At 73.7% G+C, this 15,224-nt stretch carries 17 protein-coding genes; 7 read left to right on the top strand and 10 right to left on the bottom strand.

The window, feature by feature from the left end; all coding sequences use genetic code 11:
• Positions 1-49 precede the first annotated feature (49 nt).
• Entirely contained in the window at positions 50-640 is a 591-nt protein-coding gene (locus ACIO5D_RS20125; protein ID WP_363606632.1) for an isochorismatase family protein, read from the top strand.
• Positions 641-684: 44 nt separating this feature from the next.
• Here the strand turns inward: ACIO5D_RS20125 and ACIO5D_RS20120 are convergent, their stop codons facing one another.
• Positions 685-1,713: a hypothetical protein gene (locus tag ACIO5D_RS20120; protein ID WP_400796764.1), complete on the bottom strand. Its 1,029-nt coding sequence runs from the start codon at positions 1,711-1,713 to the stop codon at positions 685-687.
• Between the two features lie 255 nt (positions 1,714-1,968).
• Here ACIO5D_RS20120 and ACIO5D_RS20115 point away from each other — a divergent pair, with 255 nt between their 5' ends.
• Positions 1,969-2,514 carry a hypothetical protein gene (locus tag ACIO5D_RS20115; protein WP_363606629.1) on the top strand — a complete coding sequence of 182 codons (546 nt, stop codon included), beginning with the start codon at positions 1,969-1,971 and terminating at the stop codon, positions 2,512-2,514.
• A gap of 39 nt (positions 2,515-2,553) precedes the next feature.
• Here ACIO5D_RS20115 and ACIO5D_RS20110 read toward each other — a convergent pair whose 3' ends face one another.
• Positions 2,554-3,432 (bottom strand): cation diffusion facilitator family transporter, encoded by an 879-nt coding sequence (locus ACIO5D_RS20110; protein ID WP_400796761.1) that lies wholly within the window; start codon positions 3,430-3,432, stop codon positions 2,554-2,556.
• Between the two features lie 36 nt (positions 3,433-3,468).
• Here ACIO5D_RS20110 and ACIO5D_RS20105 point away from each other — a divergent pair, with 36 nt between their 5' ends.
• Positions 3,469-3,600, top strand: a complete 132-nt coding sequence (locus ACIO5D_RS20105) for a hypothetical protein (RefSeq protein ID WP_400655575.1) — start codon at positions 3,469-3,471, stop codon at positions 3,598-3,600.
• A 342-nt stretch (positions 3,601-3,942) separates the two neighbouring features.
• Complete coding sequence (locus ACIO5D_RS20100; RefSeq protein WP_363606626.1) at positions 3,943-4,386, top strand: hypothetical protein; 444 nt, start codon at positions 3,943-3,945, stop codon at positions 4,384-4,386.
• 53 nt (positions 4,387-4,439) lie between these two features.
• Here the strand turns inward: ACIO5D_RS20100 and ACIO5D_RS20095 are convergent, their stop codons facing one another.
• The gene (locus ACIO5D_RS20095; RefSeq protein WP_400796758.1) at positions 4,440-5,018 is read right to left on the bottom strand and encodes a DinB family protein; all 579 of its coding nucleotides are present in this window, start codon (positions 5,016-5,018) and stop codon (positions 4,440-4,442) included.
• A gap of 152 nt (positions 5,019-5,170) precedes the next feature.
• On the opposite strand from ACIO5D_RS20095, the gene ACIO5D_RS20090 reads away from it, so the two are divergent.
• On the top strand, positions 5,171-5,659 hold the full coding sequence (locus tag ACIO5D_RS20090; RefSeq protein WP_400655569.1) for a GNAT family N-acetyltransferase: 489 nt from the start codon (positions 5,171-5,173) through the stop codon (positions 5,657-5,659).
• A gap of 106 nt (positions 5,660-5,765) precedes the next feature.
• Here ACIO5D_RS20090 and mycP read toward each other — a convergent pair whose 3' ends face one another.
• The 4 genes from mycP to ACIO5D_RS20070 form a co-directional block, all read right to left on the bottom strand.
• Positions 5,766-7,091: a type VII secretion-associated serine protease mycosin gene (gene mycP / locus ACIO5D_RS20085; protein ID WP_400796755.1), complete on the bottom strand. Its 1,326-nt coding sequence runs from the start codon at positions 7,089-7,091 to the stop codon at positions 5,766-5,768.
• Between the two features lie 94 nt (positions 7,092-7,185).
• Complete coding sequence (locus tag ACIO5D_RS20080; RefSeq protein ID WP_400796752.1) at positions 7,186-8,631, bottom strand: WXG100 family type VII secretion target; 1,446 nt, start codon at positions 8,629-8,631, stop codon at positions 7,186-7,188.
• A gap of 37 nt (positions 8,632-8,668) precedes the next feature.
• Complete coding sequence (locus ACIO5D_RS20075; protein WP_363606620.1) at positions 8,669-9,115, bottom strand: hypothetical protein; 447 nt, start codon at positions 9,113-9,115, stop codon at positions 8,669-8,671.
• A 139-nt stretch (positions 9,116-9,254) separates the two neighbouring features.
• Positions 9,255-9,974 carry an endonuclease V gene (locus ACIO5D_RS20070; protein ID WP_400796749.1) on the bottom strand — a complete coding sequence of 240 codons (720 nt, stop codon included), beginning with the start codon at positions 9,972-9,974 and terminating at the stop codon, positions 9,255-9,257.
• Positions 9,975-10,176: 202 nt separating this feature from the next.
• On the opposite strand from ACIO5D_RS20070, the gene ACIO5D_RS20065 reads away from it, so the two are divergent.
• Positions 10,177-10,434: a hypothetical protein gene (locus ACIO5D_RS20065; protein WP_363606618.1), complete on the top strand. Its 258-nt coding sequence runs from the start codon at positions 10,177-10,179 to the stop codon at positions 10,432-10,434.
• A 38-nt stretch (positions 10,435-10,472) separates the two neighbouring features.
• On the opposite strand, the gene ACIO5D_RS20060 is transcribed toward ACIO5D_RS20065, so the two are convergent.
• Both ACIO5D_RS20060 and ACIO5D_RS20055 read right to left on the bottom strand, forming a co-directional pair.
• The gene (locus ACIO5D_RS20060) at positions 10,473-11,201 is read right to left on the bottom strand and encodes an RDD family protein (protein WP_363606617.1); all 729 of its coding nucleotides are present in this window, start codon (positions 11,199-11,201) and stop codon (positions 10,473-10,475) included.
• Positions 11,202-11,279: 78 nt separating this feature from the next.
• Positions 11,280-12,776, bottom strand: a complete 1,497-nt coding sequence (locus ACIO5D_RS20055; protein WP_400796746.1) for an RDD family protein — start codon at positions 12,774-12,776, stop codon at positions 11,280-11,282.
• 403 nt (positions 12,777-13,179) lie between these two features.
• Here ACIO5D_RS20055 and ACIO5D_RS20050 point away from each other — a divergent pair, with 403 nt between their 5' ends.
• Entirely contained in the window at positions 13,180-13,596 is a 417-nt protein-coding gene (locus ACIO5D_RS20050) for an SsgA family sporulation/cell division regulator (protein WP_363606615.1), read from the top strand.
• Between the two features lie 71 nt (positions 13,597-13,667).
• Here ACIO5D_RS20050 and ACIO5D_RS20045 read toward each other — a convergent pair whose 3' ends face one another.
• Complete coding sequence (locus ACIO5D_RS20045; RefSeq protein WP_400655556.1) at positions 13,668-15,071, bottom strand: glycosyltransferase 87 family protein; 1,404 nt, start codon at positions 15,069-15,071, stop codon at positions 13,668-13,670.
• Positions 15,072-15,224: the final 153 nt, after the last annotated feature.

Genomic DNA, 15,224 nt, shown 5'->3' with positions numbered 1-15,224 from the left:
GGGCTCCCACCGCCGGGGCGCAGACCCCCCACAACCGAGGATGCGAGCCATGCACCGGGCACTGATCGTCGTCGACGTGCAGAACGACTTCTGCGAGGGCGGCAGCCTGGCCGTCTCCGGCGGGGCCGAGGTGGCCGCCGCGATCACCGACCTGATCGCCGAGTCCTCCCCCGGGTACCAGCACATCCTCGCCACCCGCGACAACCACATCGACCCGGGCGACCACTTCTCCGACCGGCCGGACTACATCAACAGCTGGCCGGTGCACTGCGTGGCGGGCACCGAGGGTGTGGGCTTCCACCCCAACTTCGCGCCCTCCGTCACCTCGGGCGCCATCGAGGCGGTCTTCGACAAGGGCGCCTACGCGGCGGCGTACAGCGGGTTCGAGGGGATCGACGAGAACAACCGCGGACCGGTGGAGTGGCTGCGCGAGCGGCAGGTCACCGAGGTGGACGTGGTCGGCCTCGCCACCGACCACTGCGTCAAGGCCACCGCGCTGGACGCGGCCAGGGCGGGCTTCACCACCCGCGTCCTGCTGGACCTGACGGCGGGCGTCATGCCGGCGACCGTCTCCGCCGCGCTGGAGGAGCTGCGGGCCGCCGGGGTCGAGCTGGTCGGCTCCCCGGTGGTGCGGAGCTGAGCCCCTGCTCCGCAGGCCGCTCGGCACGCGGTTCGGCACGCGGTTCAGAACTCGGTGACCATCAGCTCCACCACGTCGGTACCACCCCGCAACAACGCCTCGCGCAGCTCCGCGCCGACCGCGTCCGGGTCGGCGGCCAGCCGCGCGCCGGAGAGGTGGACCACCCGGACCCCGAGGTACTCCATCCGCTGCTGGCCGCCGCGCACCCAGGCGGTCTCCCCCTCGCTGACACAGCGCAGCTCCGAGTCGACCTCCACCGCCACGCCCGCCTGCGGCCAGTAGAGGTCCGGAACGGCGATGTAGGTGCCGCCGCGCATCCGCAGTTCGGGGCCGGCCAGCGGGGCGGGCAGCAGCCACGCGTCCACCACCTCGCCGACCCGGTCCAGCGCCACATCCCGCTCGGCGGCCAGCAGTTCGTCCAGTGCGGCCCGCACGGCCGGGTCGGCGACCAGCCCGGACTCGGTCAGCTCGGCGACCAACTCCCCCGCCGTGCAGCGGACGTCCGGCCGGTGCACGGCCTCGCGCAGGACCTCGCGGACCAGCCGCGGGCCGGCCGCGACGCCCGGCGCGGCCCCGTCCGCCGTCCACGCGCACAGCGCGTCGGCGACCGCCCGGGCGACCGGCGCACACGCCAGGCCCTGTACGGACCGGGCCACCAACTCCCGCTCGGTGCGCCGGATCCGCACCTCACCGGCGTCCTTCAGCCGGCGCTGCCGGGGCACCAGGACGTCCACCCCGGTGACGGCGGTCAGCCGCGGCGCGGCCGCGAAGCCGTACAGCGCGAGCGCGGCCGTACCGGTGATCACCGCGCCCTCGCGGCGGCCCTCCTCCCGGCCGTTCTGCGCGGCGTACAGCAGGGCGGCCCACATCCGCTGCTCCGGCGTCGGCCCTTCGTCCTGCAACAGGTAGACGCGGGGCAGCAGCCGCCGCCACGGGCCACCACGGCGGCAGTGCTCACTGACGACCCGGGCCGGCACGCCGCGGGCGCGCAACTGGCTGGCGGTGACAACATTCTGCTGACGCTTCGCCAGCTCCTCCAGGGAAGGCGGCGGCGAGGGAATCCGGTAGCTCATGCCGACACCATCCCCAACAGCACCGACCGGCCATCAGGCGCCTGACGCACTGTTACCCAACCGTCGCGAAACCGGGATCAGCCCGCACTAAAGTCCCCATACCCTCACCCATTCGGAGCAATGGTCGGCCTTATGGTTGTCATCACCGATCGAAGCCGATCGCCGACCAGGGCGTTTGACCGTGGGTGACCAAGGGCATACGCCGAAGCCCCTCCGGGAGTCACTCCCGCCCTCCGGATTGCCTACCCTTACTTCATGTCACGTGACGAGACCGCCGGCCTCCGCGCGGCCCAACTCCGCCTCGGCCGCCTGCCCGGATACGTCCGCCGGCCGGACCCGGCCCGCCGGAGCGGCGAACAGGGCCATACGTACAAGAAAGGCTGGGAGGTCCGCTTCACCGCCCGCAGCGAGGCGGAGATAGCCGAGATTCGCGACCTCGTGGTCGCCGCCGGGTTCGCCCCGGCCAGACCCTTCTTCAAGGGCCACCAGCTGATCCAGCCGGTGTACGGGATGGCCGCCGTCCAGGCCTATCTGGCCGCGAGACAGGCGGCCGAGGAACACGCCGCGCGCAGCGCCGTCGGCCGCGACCGGCGGGGCACCGGGGCCGACCTCGCGAGACTCACCGTGCACGGCGGGGACGAGGCCGACACCGCGAGACTCGCGAGCGCCGCCGGCGCCGCGGCCGCCGCAGCGGCGCAACTGGCCCGCCGGCGAGCCCTCGAATCGTTCCCCGCCCAGGTCGAGCGGCGCACCGCGGCGGACGACCGGATCACCCCGGCGGAGACCGGACGCCAGAACTGACGAGCGATCACACCCACGGCCGCGCTTCGCGATTCGGCCTCAGGCCGCCGGAGCGTGGTCGATGTGCACGGTGGCGGCCAGCAGGCGCGGGACCGCCCGGACCAGCGCCTGCTCCGCCGCCTCGGCCACCCGGTGCGCCGCCACCACCGAGAGCGTGCCGTCCACCACCACGTCCGCCTCGGCCCGCAGCGTGTGCCCGATCCAGCGCATTCGGAGCGCGCCCACCCCGCGCACGCCCTCCACCTCGCGCAACGCGCCCTCTGCGGCGTCCACCAGAGCCGGATCCACCCCGTCCATCAGCCTGCGGCCGACCTCGCGCACCGAACCCCGCAGCACCCACAGGATCGCCACCGTGATCAGCAGGCCGACCAGCGGGTCCGCCCAGGGCAGGCCGAGTCCGGCGCCGACCGCGCCGGCCAGCACCGCCAGCGAGGTCAGGCCGTCGGTACGGGCGTGCACACCGTCCGCCACCAGGGCCGCCGAGCCGATCCGCCGGCCGGTCCTGATCCGGTAGCGGGCCACCCACTCGTTGCCGACACAGCCGGCCACCGCCGCGCCGGCCACCGCCCAGAGGTGGCCCACCGGCCGGGGGTCCAGCAGGCGGTCCACCGCGGCCAGCCCGGCGAACCCGGCCGAGGCGGCGACCGCGAGCACGATCGCGACACCCGCCAGATCCTCGGCCCGCCCGTAGCCGTAGGTGTAGCGGCGGTTCGCCGCCCGGCGGCCGAACAGGAAGGCCACCGCCAGCGGGACCGCCGTCAGCGCGTCCGCCAGGTTGTGCACGGTGTCGCCGAGCAGCGCCACCGAGCCGGAGAACAGCACCACGGCGGCCTGGACCAGCGCGGTGGCGCCGAGCACCAGGAGGGAGATCCAGAGCGTGCGCAGACCGTCCGCGGAGGCCTCCAGGGCGGCGTCCACCCGGTCCGCCGCGTCGTGCGAGTGCGGACGCAGCAGATGGCCGAGACGGTGGCGCGGGGAACCGTGCGCACGGGTTCGCCCGTGATCGCCGCGGCCGGAGCGGCGAGCTTGCACCTGATGGGCGTCAGCATGATCATCGGCATCACCACCGTGCGGGTGGTCGTGTGAATGGTTGTGCGGGCGCGGCTTCGCGCCGTGGTCGTGGACGTGAGCCTCCATACGGCCTACGGTGGCACATCAACTGCCTTGCAGCTATTGCCGTCCTACACCTCCTGACCAGGTGCGACGCGCTCGCACCTGCACCCGTGGCGCTACTGCGCACCACGCCACGACCGCTCCCTCGCCAACCCTCCGTCCGCCCCGCCCCGCCGGCCGCCACCGGAACCGGCCGGGCGACGGCGCACGCCGGGCGCTCCGGCCGATTGGTAACCCAGCGCACCGAGCGCCTACCGTAGAGTGAGCACAGATGATCGACCGTCAGAAATCCATCTCCCTTGCCGAGAAGTCGAGATGACAATTCGTCATGACAGCACCGCCGAACCCCCTCCGGGGCCCGGCGAACCACCCGACATGCCGTTGGAGTTCACGGCTTTCTGTGAGCTGCACCGGCCTCGGTACCTCAGCTACGCCCGGGTCTGGCTGCCGGAACAGGCCGAGGCGGCCGGCGCGGTCCAACAGGCGTTCGCCGAAATCGCGATCCGCTGGCGCGAGTTGCTGGGCAGCTCCAACCCGACCGCGCACGCCTGGCAGATCCTGCGCGGCATCGTCACCGATCACACCCGGCTGTCCCGGCCGCCGGAACCGGTCCGCCACCCCGTCGACGACGACCTGGCGATCCTGCACTACGTCGTCGGTCTCGCCGCGCCCGAGATCGCCGACGTCATCGGCACCGACACCGCCAGCGTGGCCGGCCGGCTCCGCCGGACCATGCTGCGCGAGGCCTCCGACTGGTGACCCCGGCACGGGCCCAGGCCCCGGCCGGAGGCCTGCCCACCGGCTGAACTCCCCTACACCACCCGCCGCCCGGCGGCCCGGGCCCGCTCGCCCGTGACGTCGTACAGGTGGTGGACCGGGTCATGGATCAGGTAACGGGAGAACGACTCCACCGTGAAACGCGCGCCGTCGCTGCGGCCCCCCGTACGCTGCCACTGCCCGTCCGCGACCTCCTCGAAGGCGGCCGCCAGCGTCTGCGCGGCAGCTGCCAGCCCGTCGGCCACGTCCTGCGGACGCTGCTCCCCGTAGCGGTCGGCGACGGCCGTCTCGTCCTGGTCCCAGTTCGGGAAGATCGGGTTCTCGTGGTCGAGCATGAGGTTCAGACGGACGTGGAACAGCCGGAAGACGTCCCGGACGTGGCAGGCGTACTCCAGGTCCGACCAGATCTCCGGACTGCGGCGGCGGCGCAGCGCGTCCTCCTCGCCGGCCAGCACGGCCAGCCAGGCGTCCGCATTGGCCCGGATCATCCCGGCGACCTCCTCCCGGGCCACGGACCGGGCGTCCAGGCCGCAGTCCGGGCAGGGGCGCTCCAGGACCCAGGTCCAGTCCTTGGTGTCCGGGACGACGGCGGCGGGGTTCTCGGCGGTGGTCATGCATCCAGGATGACGGCGGGCCGGCGCCCCGGCCAGCGGCCTTACCGCCAGCGGCCGCCGAAATACTGCCAGCCCGCCGCCGGGCCGCACCGACCGCCCGCAGGCCGGAAACCCCTGGTCAAACCGGGGCGCTCCGGTCCATGCTGGACACCATGCTCATCCGCGAAGCCACCCCCGACGACTGGCCGGCCATCTGGCACTTCCTGCGTGAGATCGTCGCCGCCGGCGAGACGTACTGCTGGGACCGCGACACCGGCGAGGAACGGGCCCGCGCCCTCTGGTGCAGGCACGCCCCCGGCCGCACCTTCGTCGCCGTCGACGAGGACGGCACCGTCCTGGGCACCGCCGAGAGCCACCCCAACCAGGCCGGCCCAGGCTCCCACGTCGCCAACGCGGGCTTCATGGTCGACCCCCGCCACTCCGGGCGCGGAGTCGCCCGCGCCCTCTGCGCCCACGTCCTCGACCAGGCCCGCGCCGACGGCTACCGCGCCATGCAGTTCAACGCCGTCGTCGAGACCAACCACCGCGCCGTCGCGCTCTGGCAGTCCTTCGGCTTCGAGATCCTCACCACCGTCCCCGAGGCCTTCCACCACCCCGACAAGGGCGACATCGGCCTGCACGTGATGTACCGGAAGCTCTGACCCCCTCCCCGACCGCCGCCTCCCGCGTCACGCCTTCGAGCGAATCCGCCGACACCGCGTTCACCCGGAGGGTTACTCCTTCGGAGGACGCGCCGCACGGCCCCGCTCACTGATACGGATTCCCCGACGGCGGCACCGGAGGCGTCGGGGGCGGTACGGGCGCCGCCGGCCCGGCATGCGGGTACCCGCCGTACCCCGGCACCATGACCGCCCGCCTCCGGCGTCGCGCCCGCACCGCCACCGCCCCGGCCACACCCGCGACCACCAGCACCAACAGGCCGCCCGCGCCGACCAACGTGTACGTGATCCCCGGGTTCCCGCGCGCCCCCGCCACCGGCGCGGCCATCGGCGGCTCGGTCACGTCCTCGGAGGGCTCCCCACCGGGAACGGCCGTCGTCGCCCCCGGCGGAGTCCCCTGGGACTCCGCCCGCCCCAGCAACGGGTTCTCCTTCGGCCCGCCGTCCACCGCCGGATTGGCCTCCAGCGCCTTCGCCGGAGAGACCACCCCGTACCCGTACCGGTCATTCGGCACCGCCGAACCGTCGCCGGGCGGAGTCGCGCTCTTGATCATCCGGTTGATGACCTGCCCGGCCGAGAGACCGGGGTACTTCGACCGAATGAGCGCGGCCGTCGCGGAGACGTAGGCGGTGGCGTCCGACGTGCCTTTACCGATTCCGTAGCTCGATGTCGACTTGGCCGTGGCCTGGTAAACGTCTACGCCCGGGGCCGTGATCGTGGTCTCGGGGCCGAACGTCGACCTCTCCCAGAGGTTGCCCTTCTCTCCCACCGCCCCGACCGCTACAACTCCCGGAAACGCCGCCGGATACTCGACCGCGGCACCGCTGTCCCCGCTGTTCCCGGTGGCGGCGGCCACCACCACGTCCTTGGACACCGCGTAGTCGATAGCCCCACGAGTCTGGGAATCGAATCTGGAGAATCCTCCGATCGACATGTTGATGACCTTGGCACCGTGGTCGACGGCGAATCGAACGGCCAAGGCAATGTCGGACTGCTGCGGGTCCTGGGACTGACCGTTCCACACGATTCGAACGGGCAGGATCTTCGCCTTCGGCGCCAGGCCCATAACGCCCGCCTGAGACTCATGCCCGTGCCCGGCGATAAGGCTGGCGATTCCGGTGCCATGGCCATCGGCATCTGCTCGCCCGTCAGTCCCGGCTCCGGAGAAGTCGGCACCGGGCAGCACCTGGCCGGTCAGGTCCTGGTGGTCCTGATTGACTCCGCTGTCCACGACCGCGACGACAACACCCTCACCCTGGCTGGTGGGCCAGACCTTCGTCTCTGCCTCGTACTTCTTCAGCGGCCACTGCTTGTCGCGAATCTGATCCGCCGCAGCCGGTGAGACGGCGCTCCCCCACAACAAGGCGCCGGCAGCAAGTACGGCTGCACCACGCGCCAGTCGGTCGCTCGTCAAGCCCGGTCACCCCACTCAGCACAGCAGTCGTCCCACGGGGCGTCGGCCTGCGGGACGACTGGTCGAATCGGCCTGTCCCTGCACAGGCCAGAACTCATTCCACCACGTTCGGATTGGTCTGCTTGCCCGATGCCCAAGTCTCCTCGTCCTCGACCAGATAGGCCGGGCGCTTGCCGTCCTTCTCCTTGCCCTTCCTTCGACCCTGTCGATCGGACAGCGGCGCCACCGACCCCGGCCCCATCGCCGCACCGGCGCCCTCCTCACCGCGACCGCGGTTCCGGGCCCCCAGACCTGATCCACCTTCAGTGAAGGCCTGCCTCCCGGAAGCGCCGGCAGCAGGGTGACCGCCTTCGCCGACGACACCCGGGATCCGGCGAGGACCGGCTCCGGACTTCACTCCCGATGTGCTTCGTCCCTCTCCGGCAAAGGCGCCCCCCTGGACTCCACCCACACCAAAGGTGCTACCGCCACGAACCGACGCCACCCCGCGCGCTCCACCACGCCCCAGAGGCTCGCCCTCAAGGCCGCTCGCCCCACCTCTGGCACCACCACCCGGCACACCCAAACCCCCGGGAAGGGCGGCTCCCTGCCCTCCTCCGTGGGGACCGCCGGCGAGACCGCCCGGCGCTCCGTGGCCGGAACCGGCACCTGGTGCACCAGGTGCTGCCGCGCTTCCGCCCGGCCCGGCGCTGAGGACTGGCACCACGCCGTCGATCCCGGTTCCCGGACCGAAGTTGGTGGCGGAAGGCAGCTTCGGCAACACCTGTGCCGCACCTCCCTTGATACCGGAATCCCGTGACACCGGGGCTGTTGCCGAAACCGCGCCGACAGGCCTCTGAGATACCGGTGCGCCGGGCCGCTTCACGGTTTGGGGTGACGGCGCCGCAGCAGCGGCACTTCTGGTCCCCGTACTACCAAGACCTGCTCCGGCCATCATCGCGCCGACCGCCGCCGAACCGTCGGCACCGGACGTGGCCGAGGTGTCCTCCACGTCAGCCCGCCCGGGCCGGCCCGTTCGAAGCGGCGGAGGCGGCGGAGGCGGCGGCTTCAGCATCGGTGTCGCCACGCGGTAGTGCATGGCGAGGGTCTGCATGACCGCGACGGCTTCGGCCTTCTTCTGCTCGACGACCGCGGTCTTGGTGTCCTCGTCGTCGCCGCCGAAGAGGGAGGAGACGGTGTCGCCGACGCCGTCCTTGAACTGGTCCCAGCCGCTGGGTTCTTCGGGCATGTCGCGCTTGGCCTTGGCGATGGCCTCGGACATGGCCTTGAGGGTGATGGCGGCGTCGTTGGCGTAGGCGGCGGTGTTGTTGATGGTGCCGGCGAGCTGGAGCATGCGGGCGTGGAAGGCGTCGCTGGTGCTGCCCTCCCAGCTGACGGCCGCCTCGGTGCTGGCGCGGGTGAGGGTGGTGCGGATCGCCTTGAGGGTGTCGGCGGCGCGGCGCCAGGGGTCGCTGGCGGCCATGACCTCGCCGGGGTTCAGGGCCTCGGCCATCTTCCGGAGCTGGCCGTGGCTGTACGCGCCGAAGTCGGTGTAGTTCACCGGTGGTCGCCTCCGCTCTTCCTCGGCTGTTCGGTGCTCACCGTTCGGACTTCCCGCCGGAGTGCCGGGGCGGGGCCACCGTCCGGGCGTACGCGGCGGCGCTGGTGGCGGACGGGACCGCCACCGACCAGCCGTCGTCGCCGAGTTTGAGTCTGCCCGCGGTGCGGCGCTCCTGCTCCTCGTAGTTGGTGGCGGTGAGTTCGGCCTTCTTCTGGGCGTCGTCGACGGCTTCCTGGAGCTGGTTGAGCACGTCCCGCAGGCCGTCCCGCATCGCCTGGTACCGGCCGTGCAGTTCGGTGGCCTCGGCGAAGGTGCCGAAGGCGTTCTTGCCGACGCCGCTCCGGCCGTGCGTCGTGGTGCCGTCGGCGTAGTGCTGGAACTCGGCCAGCAGTACCCGGACCTGGGCGGCGAACGCCCGCAGCTGCTCGACCTCGACGCGGTAGCCGCCGCCGGCCCCGCCGCTCGAACCGGTCCCCGTGCCCACTCCCGGCGCCTCCCCCGTGCGTCCGTCCCGTACGTTCGTCCCGCGCGGCCCTCTGCGGCGCCCGGGAACACATGTCTAACACATGGCCCGGGCCGGCAGAACGGCATCGCCGGTGAACGCCACACCGCCTGACCCGGGGTCAGTTCGTGGGCGTCCTCTCCTGCAGCGCGGCGAGGGCGCGGCGGCAGAGCGAGTCGGCGCGGCGGGTGGTCTCGGGCAGGCGGTACTGGCGGGCGAGGCCGAGGGTGGTGTCGACGGCTTCGGGCAGGCCGATGCGGTGGCCGACCGAGACGAAGACGGGTTTCACGCCGGGCCGGGTGCGGACGGCGCGCCCGACCTCCTCGCCGGTCGCGGGGTCGGTGAGCGGGGTCCAGGAGCCGCGGGCGGCGTCCGGTGCGCGGTGGTCGAAGGTGAACGGGGTCTTGGCGACCCCGAGGGTGCGCAGGCCGGTGAGCACGCCGAGGTGGCTGGCCAGGCCGAGGCGGCGCGGGTGGGCGAGGCCGTACCCGTCGCAGACCACGGTGCCGGGGGTGCGGGTGAGTGCGGCCAGGGCGTCCAGGACGGCGGGAAGCTCCCGGAAGGCGAGCAGGCCGGGTACGTAGGGGAAGGCGATCCGGCCGACGGCCGTGGCCTCCTCGACGACGGCGAGGGTGTCGCGGTCCAGCAGGACGGCGGCGGCGACCACGAGGTCCCGCTCGTCGTCGTACGCGACGTCGACGCCGGCGACCAGCGCCTCGTCGGGCCGCTCGCCGGTGTCGGCGGTGGGGCTGTCGCCGTACGGCCGGACGAGCGGGCGCAGCCGTTCCTGCTCGGCGAGCGCCTCGGCCTCGGTGGTGGGCCAGTCGGCGGGGATGGGCACGGCGGTTCTCCCTGCGAGGGTCGGCGGTCGGGTCGCGACCACCGTACCGAGTGGGGCGGACGACCCCCGGGTGAGCCTGTGCGCCCCCTGTGCCCCGGAGCCGGCGGGCTAGCCTGAACGTACCGAACTCCCGTGCCGGGCATGGCTCCTGGCACCTCCCCCGGCACCGCCCGTTCCCCCCGACGTGCGAAGGACCACCGCCATGCCGCGCCCGACCACCGCTCAGATCTGCCTCGGCACCTTCACCGTCGTCGCCGCCACCGTGGCGCTGCTGGCCGTCTCGGGCGCCACCGGCGTCCTGGAGACCGCCGTCCTGCTGGGCTTCGCGCTCGCGCTCGGCACGCTGGTGACCCTGCTGTCGCTGTCCACCGCCGCCCGCCGGCGTCCGGCGGGCGCCACCGCCCAGGCGCCCGCACCCGCCGCGGGCCCCGCCGGGCACGAGTACGCCCGGCAGCGCTGACCCACCACCTGGCGGCACCGGACCCGAAGGACTCGCGCTCAGGCCGTGGAGACCACCACGGTTTTCGCGGCCTTGTCGTGCAGGCACTGGCGGTACGGCTTGTCGAAGACGCCGAACAGGCCGTCGATCAGCCACCAGAGGGCGGCGCAGCAGACGACCGCCGGGACGATGAAGACGGCGGCCCGCGTCCAGGCGGCGGCCGGGGCCGGCGAGTTGCCGTCGGCCAGCATGGCGACCCGGATCTTCATCGCCTTCTTGCCGAGCGTCTGGCCGTCCCGGCTGAGCATCAGACCCTCGTAGACCAGGTAGAGCGCGCAGGCGAGCCAGAACGCGCCGGTCGAACCGGAGCGGTCACCGAGGCTGGCGAAGGGGAGTACCACGATGATCGCCACGACCTGCACGAGCAGGTAGTCGATCAGCCGGGCGAGGATCCGGTTGGGCCAGCTGCCGAGCGGCGGCATCCCGGGCAGGGGCCCGGCGCCCGGTGTGCCGTGTCCGGTCGGGCCGTAGCCGGGCGGCGGCGGCTGGTCGTACGGCGACTGGCCGTAGGGGCTCTGCCCGTACGGCGACCCGCCGGGGGCGCCGCCGTACTCACCGCCGTACGCGCCGGGCCGGTCTTCGGGGCCACCGGACGACGGCGGGGGGTTTCCGTACGGGTCCGACGGCTTACCTTCCGGCGTGCCGCCGCCCGACTGCGGGGGCCGCTTGTCGAAGGAGGGCTGGCCGCCCCCCTCCGGCTCGGGGCCTGAGGGGTCGTGGGTGCTCATGCCCCGAGTAGAACATCGCGCATTCTATGGGGTTGGGATATTTAGTCCGTTTTGCCTATTCGACCCGCACAACACGTCCTAGTCCCGGACGACCCGGGTGCGCGCCGCCCGGTCCTGCCAGCCGCGGCGGGCCGGGCGGTCGAGCAGCGGCCAGACCAGGCCGATCAGCAGCAGGGCCGCGAGCTGCCCGACGGTCCAGCGGAGCAGCGACCGGCCGAAGCCCAGCCGGGCGCGGGCGGCCGCCGGGGCCGCGTCCACCACCCGGATCCGGGCCAGGCGCTTGCCGAAGGTCTGGCCGGTACGGGCGGTCGGCAGCACCTCGTAGAGCAGTCCGACGAAGGCCAGGATGCCGAGGAGAACGGCGAGCCTGCCCACCACCACGCCGTCCACCAGCCAGACCTGGACCTGGTGGTGGGTGAGGACGCTGGCCATCCGGGCCTGGTCGAGCTTCCGCTGGAGGTGGGCGGACACCTCGCGGCCGAGCGGGAGGCCCGCGGCGGCGGCGACCACGGCCAGGACGGCGGTGTCCACCAGCCGGGCGGCCAGCCGGCGCCCCGGGCCGGCGGGTGTCCGCCGGGTGGGGCGGCGCCGGGCGGTCGGGCGGCGCGGGGCGGCCCGGGGCGCCGGCCGGACGGCGGCTGCGGCAGGAGGGGGTACCACCGGGACCGACTCGGCCGACCCCACCGGGGCGGACAGGACCGACGGGGCGGACGGGGCGGACGGCGAGGCGGCCGCGGAAGCCGGTACGGGACCGGGCACGGCAGCCGCCGGAACGGCGGAGCGAACCGCCACCGGGCCTGCGCCGGGCCCGGAAGCGGCGCCGGGGCCGGGCACAGGACCGAGCGCGGCCCCCGATCCGGCCGCCGGCCCGCGCTCGTCCGCGACGCACTCGCCCGCACCCGGGAAGCCCGGAAAGCCCGGGACGCCCGAGAGCTCCGGGAAACCCTCGGAGTCCGGAGAGCCCATGGAGTGCGCGGAGTCCACGGAGTCCGGAGCCGGGCCGGCCCCGGACAGCACGCCCCAGGAGACCCAGCGCGGCGCGTCACCCGTGTCCAGCAGTCCGCGCTGGGTCCGCGGGTCGACCTGCCAGCCCGACGGGACGGACTCGTACCCCACCGCCGCGGACGCCCCCGCCTCACCACGCGCGGGCAGGAACACCGGGCCGCCCGCAGGCTCCACCGGCGGCCCGACGCTGAACGACGCCCTGCCCTCGGTCTGGTCCAGGTACACCGGCCCGGTCTCCCCCGCGGCCACCGCGGACCCCGCCGCGAACGCCTCCCCGGATCCCGCCCCCGGCGGCAACCCCGTACCCTCCCCGCCGGCCTCCGGCGCCACCGGCGGCGGCACGAACCGCGCACCGCCACCCACTCCGGCACCCCCCTGCACCGGCCTGCGGGACGCGAACCGGGGCGGCTCCAGCACCTCACCCGCCGCGGGGGCGGGCCGGCTGGTGCCGGGCACCCAGGCGGTGCCGCCCCAGTAGCGGACGAAGCCGGGGATCGAGGGGTCGGGGTAGTAGCCCGGCGCGGGGCCGACGGCCGTGTCCGTACCGCCGACGAAGGGCCGGTCCGTCATGGGGGTCTTCTTTCCTGGCAGGGCCGATGCGGCGCGCCCGGCGAGCACGCGGGCAACCCGGGGCGGGGCGGCGGCTGCGCCGTTGGCGCGCTCGGGGGCACCACCGCATGGGCGGACAGTCGCCGGACAGTCACAAAGGGTAGTGCCTCGGCGGCCCCGAGGTGGAAAGTTGGTCAATCATCGGACGGAGCGGGTTCGAACGGGGTAAGGCCGGCCTGCGGTCGCCCCGGCGCGCGCCCACGAACACGCGCTCACTCCACCGTGTTCACCACTCCTCACCGAAGTCCACGGAAGTCCGCGAAGAAATCTCGGAAACCCGAGTAAGAACGGACCCCGGACGCGCTCTGAAAGGGGGCAGGGCCCGGAACCGGGCACGAAACCGCAGGCAGAGAGGAAGCCGATCATGGAGCGCGCGACGAGCGTGGTCGAGCACGAGCTGGAACTCAACCTGGTGCTCTCACCCGAGCACAGCGTCCCCGTCCCGGCCCGGCTGTCGTACGGCAGCCACGACCCGTACGCGGTGCACATCACCTTCCACCTGGACACCGGCTCGCCGGTCACCTGGGTGTTCGCCCGCGAGCTGCTGGTCGAGGGGACCTTCCGGCCGTGCGGCCAGGGGGACGTGCGGATCTGGCCGACCCGCTCGGGCCGGCGCAGCGTGCTCTGTCTGGCGCTGAGCTCGCCGGCCGGGGACGCGCTGCTGGAGGCCCCGCTGCCGGCCGTCGCGGCCTGGCTGGAGCGGGCGCACCGGCTGGTGCCGCCGGGCAGCGAGCTGTCCGCCCTGGACCTGGACGGTTCGCTCGCCGAGCTGCTCGCGTGACCGGCCGCGCCCCCGGGGCGCACGACCCCGGCGGCCCGGACCGCTTCGCCGGCCCAGGCGGCCCCGACGACTCAGCGGGCCGCGGGGGCCTGCTGACGGTCGTGCGCGGGGCCCGGGTGGCCGCCGCCGTCGCGCTGGCCGGGCAGCCGGACCAGCGGAGCGCCGGCGGCGCGCCTCCTGGCCCTTATGCGTAGCCCGGCGGCCAGCAGGAAGCAGAGCCCGACCCAGGGGTAGACCGAGGCCGGGAGCTGGCTGGCCGGCGGGAGGTGCAGGTCGAGGTCGCCGTGGTGCGGCACGGCCCACATCGCGAAGGAGAAGAAGGCGACCAGCGTGGCCCAGAAGGCGGCGCGCCAGCGCAGCTTGCGGACGGCGGCCGGGCGGGCGTGCTCGATCGACGCCTCGCAGGCGAGCAGGGCGAGCATCGGCACGCACCAGACCCAGTGGTGGGTCCAGCTGATCGGCGAGATCAGGACGGCGGTGACGGCGGCGCAGCAGACGCCCCACGCCTCGGCGCGGGGCAGCCAGCGGGAGCTGTAGGAGGCCCAGGCGGCGACGCCGAGACCGGCCACGGCGACCACGACGCCGGCGAGGGTGGCGACGGTGCCGGGGTCGGCGGTGTGCAGCAGGCGGGCGATGGCGCCGCGCACCGACTGGTTGTCGACGATCTCGGTCTTGCCGACCCGCGAGGAGTCGTAGAGGTACTTGGTCCAGAAGCCCCAGGTGGCGTCCGGCAGGACGAGGGCGCCGATCAGGAAGGTGCCGAGGAAGGTGAAGCCGGCCACCAGCGCGGCCCGGACCCGGCCGGTGATCAGCAGGTAGACGGCGAACAGGCCGGGGGTGAGCTTGATGCCGGCGGCGATGCCGATCGCGACGCCCTTGCTGCGGCGCCCGTCCGGGCGGGTGAGGTCCCAGAGGATCAGGCAGGCCAGGGCCAGGTTGATCTGGCCGTAGCGCAGCGTGGTGAAGACGGGTTCGAGCCAGACCCCGCCGCCGGTGACCAGGATCACGCCGAGCGGGCGCAGTTCCCGGCGTGGCCAGCCGACCAGCTTGAACGACAGGTGGGTGAGCAGCGCGAGCAGCCCGAGGTTACCGAGTGTGATCGCCACCCGGAGGAAGGGGACGGGGAACCAGGTGGTCGGCACGAACAGCATCGCGGCGAACGGCGGGTAGGTCGCGGGGAGGTTCCACTCGGTGACCCGCAGTCCGTACAGATCGGTGCCGTTGGCGACGGCGGCGCCCTCGGCCCGGTAGACGATCATGTCGACCATCGAGGTGTGGACGAAGTGCCGGACGACGGCGTAGACGACCAGGGACAGCAGCGCCACGGCGGAGACGGCCAGCAGTGGTCGCCGCGGCGCCTCGCGCAGGGCCTGGACGGGCGCGCCGAGGGCGGCCTTCAGCCGGTTCGACAGGGGGGCGGGCGCCGGGTCGGGTGCGGTTCGCACCGGGCTGCGCTCGTCTTGCACCGCTGTCACTGTTCCGCTCCGTCCACCGCTCGACCAACCAGCGACGATACCGGATGCCCGGCACCCCGGCCCGGCGCCGTTCGGTCACGGAGAGTGTCCACCCTGAGGGAAACGCCCCGGCCGGCCACGCTCCGTTGCGGTCGGTGCGCGGCCGGCCGGGGC

It is taken from the genome of Kitasatospora sp. NPDC087315 (genome assembly GCF_044744345.1).
GTDB lineage: Bacteria > Actinomycetota > Actinomycetes > Streptomycetales > Streptomycetaceae > Kitasatospora.
Note: the sequence above shows the minus strand (reverse complement) of the source record. Positions and strands in the feature narration are given on the sequence as shown.